This is a genomic window from Promicromonospora sp. NPDC060204 (assembly GCF_042728455.1).
In the GTDB taxonomy this organism is placed as follows: domain Bacteria; phylum Actinomycetota; class Actinomycetes; order Actinomycetales; family Cellulomonadaceae; genus Promicromonospora.
In genome coordinates this window covers 18,236-27,502 of the sequence record NZ_JBHWZO010000057.1, presented here as the reverse complement: position 1 = coordinate 27,502, position 9,267 = coordinate 18,236, and the positions used below count along the sequence as shown (strand labels likewise).

Annotated in this window: 8 protein-coding genes; all 8 read right to left on the bottom strand. The window is 71.1% G+C overall.

Going from position 1 to position 9,267, the window contains the following annotated elements:
* Positions 1-41: 41 nt before the first annotated feature.
* The 8 genes from pafA to ACFWEJ_RS09880 all read right to left on the bottom strand — a co-directional run bounded on the left by pafA (position 42) and on the right by ACFWEJ_RS09880 (position 9,254).
* Positions 42-1,403, bottom strand: coding sequence for a Pup--protein ligase (gene pafA / locus ACFWEJ_RS09915; protein ID WP_182616863.1), 1,362 nt, complete (start codon positions 1,401-1,403; stop codon positions 42-44).
* 31 nt (positions 1,404-1,434) lie between these two features.
* The gene (gene prcA, locus ACFWEJ_RS09910) at positions 1,435-2,346 is read right to left on the bottom strand and encodes a proteasome subunit alpha (protein ID WP_377229035.1); all 912 of its coding nucleotides are present in this window, start codon (positions 2,344-2,346) and stop codon (positions 1,435-1,437) included.
* Positions 2,343-3,182 carry a proteasome subunit beta gene (prcB, locus tag ACFWEJ_RS09905; protein WP_377229034.1) on the bottom strand — a complete coding sequence of 280 codons (840 nt, stop codon included), beginning with the start codon at positions 3,180-3,182 and terminating at the stop codon, positions 2,343-2,345. The genes prcA and prcB overlap by 4 nt, the downstream gene beginning before the upstream one ends.
* Positions 3,179-3,376 (bottom strand): ubiquitin-like protein Pup, encoded by a 198-nt coding sequence (locus ACFWEJ_RS09900; protein ID WP_377229033.1) that lies wholly within the window; start codon positions 3,374-3,376, stop codon positions 3,179-3,181. Before ACFWEJ_RS09900 ends, prcB begins: the two co-directional genes overlap by 4 nt.
* Before the next feature lie 109 nt (positions 3,377-3,485).
* Positions 3,486-5,147, bottom strand: a complete 1,662-nt coding sequence (dop, locus tag ACFWEJ_RS09895; RefSeq protein ID WP_377229036.1) for a depupylase/deamidase Dop — start codon at positions 5,145-5,147, stop codon at positions 3,486-3,488.
* A 100-nt stretch (positions 5,148-5,247) separates the two neighbouring features.
* Complete coding sequence (gene arc / locus ACFWEJ_RS09890; protein ID WP_377229032.1) at positions 5,248-6,909, bottom strand: proteasome ATPase; 1,662 nt, start codon at positions 6,907-6,909, stop codon at positions 5,248-5,250.
* Positions 6,910-7,050: 141 nt separating this feature from the next.
* The gene (locus ACFWEJ_RS09885; RefSeq protein ID WP_377229031.1) at positions 7,051-8,064 is read right to left on the bottom strand and encodes a tRNA (adenine-N1)-methyltransferase; all 1,014 of its coding nucleotides are present in this window, start codon (positions 8,062-8,064) and stop codon (positions 7,051-7,053) included.
* Between the two features lie 11 nt (positions 8,065-8,075).
* A complete protein-coding gene (locus tag ACFWEJ_RS09880; RefSeq protein WP_377229030.1) occupies positions 8,076-9,254 on the bottom strand; it encodes a site-2 protease family protein in 1,179 nt (392 codons plus the stop codon).
* Positions 9,255-9,267 lie beyond the last annotated feature (13 nt).

Below are 9,267 nucleotides of genomic sequence, written 5' to 3'. Positions count from 1 at the left end.
GGACCGGCTCGTCGGCCGGTCCCGGGGCGGAGCCAGGAACGTCACATGCTCTCGATGAGCCGCTCCACGCGGTCGTCCACGCTCTTGAACGGGTCCTTGCACAGCACGGTGCGCTGCGCCTGGTCGTTCAGCTTGAGGTGCACCCAGTCGACCGTGTAGTCACGGCGCGCCTCCTGCGCGGCGCGCACGAAGTCGCCGCGCAGCTTGGCCCGGGTGGTCTGCGGCGGCAGCGCCGTCGACTCGAAGACCTCCAGGTCGGTGGTGACCCGCTCGACCATGCCGCGCGCCGCGAGCAGGTTGTACAGGCCCTCGGTGCGCGAGATGTCGTGGTAGGCCAGGTCCAGCCGGGCGATGCGCGGGTCGTCGAGCCCGAGGTCGTGCTTCTCCTGGTAGCGCCGGATCAGCTTGAGCTTGATGACCCAGTCCAGCTCCCGGTCCACGAGCGACAGGTTCTCCGCCTGCAGCGCGCGCAGCCCGCGCTCCCACAGGTCGAGCACCTGCTTGACCACCGGGGTGACCTCGAGGTTGGCCTCCACGAGCTCACGGGCCCGCTCGTAGTACTCCGACTGGATCTCGATCGCCGTCATGGTCCGGCCGTTGGCCAGCGTGACGGCGTGCTTGCCGGTGCGGTCGTGGCTGATCTCCCGGATGGCCCGGATCGGGTTCTCCAGCGTGAGGTCGCGCATGGGGACGCCCGCCTCGACCAGGCGCAGCACCAGGTCGGTGCTGCCCACCTTGAGCATCGTGGTGGGCTCCGCCATCGACGAGTCGCCCACGATGACGTGCAGCCTGCGGTACAGCTCGGCGTCCGCGTGCGGCTCGTCGCGCGTGTTGATGATCGGCCGCGACCGGGTCGTGGCGCTGGAGACGGCCTCCCAGATGTGGTCGGCGCGCTGCGAGAGGCAGAACACGGCGCCACGCGGCGTCGAGAGCACCTTGCCCGCCCCGACCAGGATCTGGCGGGTGATGAGGAACGGCACGAGCACGTCGGACAGGCGCGAGAAGTCGCCCGACCGCCGCACCAGGTAGTTCTCGTGGCACCCGTAGGAGTTGCCCGCCGAGTCGGTGTTGTTCTTGAACAGGTGGATGCGTCCTGGCAGGTCCTCGTGCTCCAGACGCTGCTGCGCGTCGGCCACGAGGCCCTCCAGGATGCGTTCGCCGCCCCGGTCGTACGAGACGAGCTGGCGCACGTCGTCGCACTCCGCCGTCGCGTACTCCGGGTGCGAGCCGACGTCGAGGTAGAGGCGGGAGCCGTTCCTCAGGAAGACGTTGGAGGAACGGCCCCACGCCACCACCTTCCGGAACAGGTAGCGGGCGACCTCGTCAGCCGACAGGCCACGCCCGTCGTCGGCCGCACAGGTGACCCCGTACTCGGTCTCGAGACCGAAGATCCTGCGGTCCATGGATTCCCCTCCCTGTTCGCGGAACCTGGTGCTATCTGTCGGCGCCGGGCGTGGCGCCGGAGGCGTCCGGCCCCTCGTCCGGCTTCTCCTGGGTCGGGGAGTCCTCGGCGGGCTCGTCGGCCGGCTGTTCGGCGGGTGTCTCCGGCGGGACCGTGTCCGGCGTGCCGAGGCCCGGCGTCGCCGCCCCGACCGCGACGTCGCCCGCCGGCGGGAGGTCGTCGGCGGGAGCCTCGCCCGACGGTGTCGGCCCGCCCTCCGCCAGCAGGTCGGCCAGGACCTGCCGGTTCAGCCGGCGGAAGGCCCGGCGCGGGCGGTCCCGCTCCAGGACCGCCACCTCGAGCTGGGCCGCCTCGATCGTGCGCGGCGTCGAACCGTCGCCCGAGCCGAGCGCCGCCACGGCGAGCCGCAGCGCCTCCCCCAGCGAGAGGTCCGCGCGCCAGCCCTCCTTGACCCGCCGGCCGAGCTGCTCGGCCTGCCCGCCCATGACGACGAAGCCGTGCTCGTCGGCCACGGTGCCGTCGTAGGTGAGCCGGTAGATCTGGTCGTCCGCGGCCTGGGCGCCCACCTCGGCGACGACGATCTCCACCTCGAGCGGCTTGGACTCGGTGATGAAGACCGTGCCGAGCGTCTGCGCGTACGCGTTCGCCAGGCCGCGCGCCGTCACGTCGGAACGGTCGTAGGAGTACCCGCGCATGTCGGCGTACCGCACGCCGGCGACCCGCAGGTTCTCGAACTCGTTGTACTTGCCCACAGCCGCGAACGCGATGCGGTCGTAGATCTCCGAGATCTTGTGCAGCGCCCGCGAGGGGTTCTCGGTGGCGAAGGCGATCCCGCCGTCGTAGGCGAGCACGACGACGGACCGGCCGCGGGCGATGCCCTTCCGGGCGAAGTCCGCCCGGTCCTTCATCAGCTGTTCGGGCGAGACGTAGAACGGCATGTTCATGCGATCGACCCCCTCTCGCGGCGCTGCGCCACGATCTGCTCGGCCACGCGGGAGATCTCCGCGTCCTCGATGCGCTGGTAGCCGTCCACGGTCACGGTGGCGACGACCGGGAAGATGCCGCGCACCGTGTCCGGCCCGCCGGTCGCCGAGTCGTCGTCGGCCGCGTCGTACAGCGCCTCGACGGCGACCTGGACCGCGGCGTCCGCGTCCAGGCCCCGGCGCCACAGCTTCTTCAGCGCACCGCGCGCGAAGAGCGAGCCGGAGCCCACGCCGTGGTGCTCGTGCTCCTCGTACCGGCCGCCGGTGGCGTCGTAGCTGAAGATCCGCCCCGTGTCCTTGTCCAGGTCGTAGCCCGCGAACAGGGGCACGACCGCCAGCCCCTGCATCGCCATGGGCAGGTTGCCGCGCAGCATCGTGGCCAGGCGGTTCGCCTTGCCCGTGAGCGACAGCAGCGAGCCCTCGATCTTCTCGTAGTGCTCCAGCTCGAGCTGGAACAGCCGGACCAGCTCCAGCCCGATGCCCGCCGAGCCGGCGATGCCGACCGCCGAGTACTCGTCGGCCGGGAACACCTTCTCGATGGTGCGACTGGCGATCATCGGGCCGGCCGTGGCGCGTCGGTCACCCGCCAGCAGGACGCCGCCGTCGAAGGTCAGCGCCACGATCGTGGTGGCGTGCGGGGACAGGGTCGCCGGGTCGGTCATGCCCGCGGGCAGGGTCCGGTTCCCGGGCAGGCGGTCGGGGGCGTGCTCGGCCAGGAAGTCCACGAAGGACGACGATCCCGGACGCAGGAAGGCGTCCGGGAGTCGTCCTGCGGTGCGGTCTGCGTTCAGGTTCACTGCCCACCCTTCTGGACGAATCCACGCACGAACGACTCGGCGTTGGTCTCCAGCACCTCGTCGATCTCCTCGAGCAGGGCGTCGACCTCGTCGTCGTCCTTCTGCGCTGCCGCAGCGGCGGGCGCCGGCGTCTCGGCGTCGTCGTCGGGAGTGCGGTCCTCGTGTGACGAGTTGATTCTTTCCTGACCGGCCATGATCGCCTCCTGGTGATTCTCTGACGTAGCGCTGGTCTTGAAGCCTAGGCCCTGAGGCTTGGTGTTGACCCTAGAGACTGACCCTAGGCGGTGACACCGACACGGAGGGTCATCTTCGCCCGGAGAGTCCGGCGAGCAACGCCGCCGCGTCCGGGCTCGCGTCCAGCAGCGCGCCGATGTGGCGCCGCGTCCCGCGGGTCGGGTCGAGCATCGGCACCCGCTGCAGCGCCTGCGCGCCGTCGACGTCGAAGATCACCGAGTCCCAGCTCGCGGCGGAGATCTGGCTGCCGTAGCGCGCCATCACCTCGCCCCGGAAGTAGGCACGGGTGTCCGTCGGCGGGTGCTGCACCGCGCGCGCCACGCTCTCCTCGTCGACGATCCGATCCACCGCGCCCTTGGCGAGCAGCCGGTGGTAGATGCCGCGCTCGGGGCGCACGTCCGACCACTGCAGGTCCATCGCGTGCAGCCGCGGGTGGTCCCACTCCAGGTTGTCGCGCGAGCGCAGGCGCTCCAGCAGACGCAGCTTGGCGACCCACTCCACCTCGCGCGCGCACCCGGCCAGGTCGGTGCCCAGCCGCTCGACCAGGGACGCCCAGCGGTCGAGCACCGCGTCCGACTCCGGGTCGGTGCCGAGCACCTTGAGCGAGCGCCGGACGACGTCGACCACCTCGCCCTGGATCTGCAGCGCCGTCATGGTGCGGCCGTCCGTGAGCTCGAGCGCGGCGGTCAGGTCGAGGTCGCGCGAGACCTTCTGCACGTCGCTCACGGGCGACGCCAGCCGCAGGGCGCCCAGCTCGCCGCGCGCGTCCACCCCGGCGTCCGCCAGCTCGTCCAGGTGCTCCAGCACCCACAGGACCAGCGACGTCGTGCCGGTCTTGAGGTAGGTGGGCACCTCCATCAGGTTGGCGTCCCCGAGGATCAGGTGCAGGCGGCGCCACCGCTGCCGGTCGGCGTGCGGCTCGTCGCGCGTGTTGACGATCGGGCGGCGCAGCGTCGTCTCCAGGCCGATCTCGGCCTCGATGTAGTCGGCGCGCTGCGAGATCTGGAAGCCGGCCGTGCCGCTCGTGGCACCCAAGCCCACCCGGCCGGAGCCGGTGAACACCTGGCGCGTGACGAGGAACGACGTGATGAGCTCGGCCAGCGTGGTGAACGGCAGCGCGCGGTCCACGAGATAGTTCTCGTGGGTGCCGTAGCTGGCGCCCTTGCCGTCCACGTTGTTCTTGTAGAGCACCACCTCGCTGCCGGGGAAGCCGGCGAGCTCCCGCAGGGCGGCGAGCATGACCCGCTCGCCGGCGACGTCCCAGCGCACGATGTCCTCGGGCGTCATGACCTCGGGCGAGGAGTACTCGGGGTGGGCGTGGTCCACGTAGAGCCGCGCGCCGTTCGTGAGGATCACGTTGGCCGCGCTCGGGTCGTCGTACTCGTCGGCCGCCGGCCGCTCGACCTCCTGGGTCGAGCCCGCCCGGCGCCGGCCACGGCCCGGCAGGCCGGGCTCCACGACGGGCACCTGGCCCGTGACGGGTCCGGACGGCGCGGGCCGCGCGGGGTCGTCGGTCAGCATCGACGGCTGCGCCGAGGCGCGGTCGAGGTGGAACCCGCGCGCGTCCTGCAGCGGGTCCTCGTCGTCATAGTCCCAGCGGGCCTTGCCACCCGACCCCTCGGCGCGGGTGGAGATGGCCCGGTAGGTGGTCACCACCTGGCTCGACAGCAGCATGGGGTTGGCCAGGGGCCGGCCAGGCTGCAGCACTCCGTACTCGGTCTCGATGCCCATCACACGACGCACGCTCACGTCCACCACCCTATGCCGGAGTAGTCCCGATGGTCGGGCAGGTCCGCGCCCGGTCGACGGACGCGGACCTGCCCGGTTGTGGTCAGAGGTACTGGCCGGTGTTCTGGACGGTGTCGATGGTGCGGGGCGTGGCGCCCTCGCCCTTCTTCTGGACGATGGTGCGGATGAAGACGATGCGCTCGCCCTTCTTGCCGCTGATGCGCGCCCAGTCGTCGGGGTTGGTCGTGTTCGGGAGGTCCTCGTTCTCCTTGAACTCGTCGACGCACGCGGTCAGCAGGTGCTCCACGCGGATGCCCTTCTGACCGGAGGCCAGGAAGTCCTTGATCGCGTTCTTCTTGGCCCGGTCCACCACGTTCTGGATCATGGCGCCCGAGTTGAAGTCCTTGAAGAACAGGGTCTCCTTGTCGCCGGAGGCGTAGGTGACCTCCAGGAACTGGTTCTCCTCGTCCTCGGAGTACATGCGCTCCACGACCGAGGTGATCATGCCGTCCAGCGCCTCGGAGACGTTGCCGCCGTACTCGGCCAGGTCGTCCGCGTGGATCGGCAGCTCCTTGGTGAGGTACTTGCCGAAGACCTCCTTGGCACCCTCGGCGTCGGGCCGCTCGATCTTGATCTTCACGTCGAGGCGCCCCGGGCGCAGGATGGCCGGGTCGATCATGTCCTCACGGTTGGAGGCGCCGATGACGATGACGTTGTCGAGCCGCTCCACGCCGTCGATCTCGGCGAGGAGCTGCGGCACGATGGTGGTCTCCACGTCGGAGGAGAGGCCGGTGCCGCGGGTGCGGAACAGCGACTCCATCTCGTCGAAGAAGACGACGACCGGCATGCCCTGGCTGGCCTTCTCCCGCGCCCGGGCGAAGATCAGCCGGATGTGCCGCTCGGTCTCGCCGACGTACTTGTTGAGCAGCTCCGGACCCTTGACGTTCAGGAAGAAGCTCTTCACCTCGGGGTTGCCCCCGTTGGCGCGCGCCACCATCCCGGCCAGGGAGTGGGCCACCGCCTTGGCGATGAGCGTCTTGCCACAGCCGGGCGGGCCGTACAGGAGCACGCCCTTGGGCGGGCGCAGCCCGTGCTCCCGGAACAGGTCGGGGTGCGCGAACGGCAGCTCCACCGCGTCCCGGATGGCCTCGATCTGCGGCCCGAGGCCGCCGATATCCTCGTACTCGATGTCCGGGACCTCTTCGAGGACCAGCTCCTCGACCTCGGACTTGGGCACGATCTCGAACACGAAGCCACTGCGCGTGTCGACCGTGAGCGAGTCCCCGACCCGGAGCGGGACGTCCATCACCGAGCCGGCGAGGCGCACCACGCGCTCCTCGTCCGCCCGGCCCACCACGAGCACGCGGTCGCCGCCCAGCATCTCCTTGACGGTCACCAGCTCGCCGGTGCGCTCGTAGTCGCCCGCGCCAACCACGGTCATGGCCTCGTTGAGCTTGACCTCCTGGCCGGGACTCAGCCGGGTCACGTCCAGGCTGGGGCTCGCGGAGACATGCATCTTGCGGCCGGCGGAGGAGATGTCCACCGAGCCGTCGGCATGAGCCCCGAGGAACACGGCGTAGGTGCCCGGCGGCTTGGCCAGGTCGTCGAGCTGTTTCTTCAGCTCGACTATCTGATCACGCGCCGCACGGAGTGCTTCCGCGAGGCGCTCGTTCTTTGCTGAGAGGAGGGCGATCTGGCGCTCGTAGTCGCGGCTTGGCAAAGGCTCGTGCTCGGGATGGTTGTATCCTGACGTGTTCTCGGTCATGACATCCCCTCTCGTAGTGCCCGAGAGGCGACCATATGACGCAATCGCCTCCGAGAACAGCACTCTAAGCACAGTCACTGACACACCGGGAGTAAGAACACCCGTTTGAGACGTCCGGGGTACCCGATCGTTACAGGCCGTTCACGCAGACGGGGTGTTCCCCGTCTCGGGCGCAACTCCCAGGTCACGTCGAACCTTTCGGACCTTCTTGTCCGATATGGCCCGCTCCCCCAGCTCCTCGGGCGACCACTCGGCCTCGGCCGTCACGGGGTACGCACCCTTGGCAGGACGCCGTTTCCGCAGGGGCGCGACCACGCCGTCGGCCAGCCGGCGGGCCGTGATGAGGAAGCCGGTGTGCCCGATCATCCGGTGCTCGGGTCGGACCGCGAGGCCCTCGAGGTGCCACCCCCGGACCATGGTCTCGAAGGCTGCCGGCTCGCCGAACCGGCCGTCGGAACGGAGATCTTCTGCTGTGCGCGAAAGCTGGGTCGTCGTGGCCACATAGCAGACAAGGACGCCGCCGGGCGCGAGCGCGGTCGCGACGGCGTCGACGTTCTCCCACGGCGCGAGCATGTCCAGGACCACGCGGTCCACGGTGCCGGGCTCGGCCACCTCGGGCAGCACGTCGGCGAGGTCGCCCACGGACAGGTTCCACGCGGGGTGCGGGCCGCCGAAGAAGGTCTCGACGTTGCCCTGCGCGATCGCGGCGAAGTCCTCGCGCCGCTCGATCGAGTGCACGTTCCCGGCGTCGCCGACGGCGCGCAGCAGGGACATCGTCAGCGCGCCGGACCCGACGCCGGCCTCGACCACCCGGGCGCCCGGGTAGATGTCGGCCATGGCGATGATCTGCCCGGCGTCCTTCGGGTAGACGACGGCGGCACCGCGCGGCATCGACAGCACGTAGTCGGCCAGCAGCGGGCGCAGCGCGAGGTACTCGACCTCGGCCGTGTTCACGACCACCGAGCCCTCCGGCTGCCCGATGATCTGCTCGTGCTTGAAGTAGCCCCTGTGCGTGTGGAAGGTGCCGCCCGGCTGCAGGGTGATGGTGTGCAGGCGGCCCTTGGGGTCGGTCAGCTGGACCTTGTCGCCCACGCGGAACGGGCCGCGGCGCAGCTCGGCGCCGGTGGCGGTCGGGGCATCGGTGGGTGTGGTCACGACCGACCAGTCTAGGTGCCCCGGACTGCCCGGGCGACGTCGGCGAGGTCGAGCACGCCCGTGACCCGGTCCCCGTCGACCACCGGGACCAGCCGGGCGCCGCCCGACCGCGTGGCCAGGTGGTTGAGCAGGTCCGTCCCCGACGTCGCGGGGTGCACGGCGCTGCCCTGGACGAACGGGACCGCCACGGCGTCCACCTGGGTCACGGACCGGGCGGCGGCCGGCACCGCGGCGACGGCGTCGTCGTCGAGCACCGCGACCGGGAGGCCGCCGTGCCCCACGACGACCAGGCGGTACGACTCCGCCCCGGGGACGCCTGCGGCGGCCGCCGCCGTCCGGGCGGACAGCGCCTCGGCGAGCGTGGAGCCGAGCGAGACCGAGAGCGCGGGGACCGCGAGCCGGCTCGCGGACAGCGCCGCGACGGCCTCGCGCCGGCGGCCGTTGGTGATCGCCGCCCCGGCGCCCGCCCAGAGGAACGCGCCGATGAGAGCCGACCAGAGCACGGTGGTGAGGTTGGGCGTGGTGCCCTGCGCGAACGGCACCACCAGGGCCCAGAGCAGCACGCCGACGGCGACGACGCGCCCCACCCAGCCGGCCGCGATGGTGCCCGTCGAGCGCTTGCCCGTGACGGCCCAGACCAGCGACTCGAGGATCTGGCCGCCGTCCAGGGGCAGGCCCGGGAGCAGGTTGAACACGCCGACGAAGGCGTTGGAGACCGCGCCCGCGAACAGCAGGAGCGTGGGCACGTCCTGCACCGACGACGCCTGGAAGGCGACCCAGAAGCCGGCGGCGAGGACCAGGTTGGTCAGGGGCCCCACGACGGCGACGAGGAAGCCGTCGAGCGGCTTGCCGAGGCCGCCGGTGTACGCGGTGTGGCCGCCCCAGATGGTGATCGCCAGCTCGGTCACGTTCTGGCCGCGCGCCCGGGCGACCAGCGCGTGCGCGGCCTCGTGCAGGAACACCGAGCCGAACAGGAGCAGCACGAACACGAACGCGACGAGGTAGGCGCCCGCCCCGAGGTGCGGCGCACGCAGCTGCACGTTCGGCACGAACAGGATGGTCAGGACGAGGGCCGCGAGGAACCAGGAGCGCGTGATGATCACGGGCGCGCCGGCGACGCGGCCGATCACGATCCCCTTCGAGCGCTGCGGGTCGGGTGCGGGCGTGGAGGCGGGCTCCGAGGTGGTCACTGGTCAAACCTAA

Bases quoted from the DNA above. Each gene is read 5' to 3' on its own strand.
- pafA (WP_182616863.1), bottom strand. From the start codon at position 1,403: ATGGACCGCAGGATCTTCGGTCTCGAGACCGAGTACGGGGTCACCTGT.
- prcA (WP_377229035.1), bottom strand. From the start codon at position 2,346: ATGAACATGCCGTTCTACGTCTCGCCCGAACAGCTGATGAAGGACCGG.
- ACFWEJ_RS09900 (WP_377229033.1), bottom strand. From the start codon at position 3,376: ATGGCCGGTCAGGAAAGAATCAACTCGTCACACGAGGACCGCACTCCC.
- dop (WP_377229036.1), bottom strand. From the start codon at position 5,147: ATGGGCATCGAGACCGAGTACGGAGTGCTGCAGCCTGGCCGGCCCCTG.
- arc (WP_377229032.1), bottom strand. From the start codon at position 6,909: ATGACCGAGAACACGTCAGGATACAACCATCCCGAGCACGAGCCTTTG.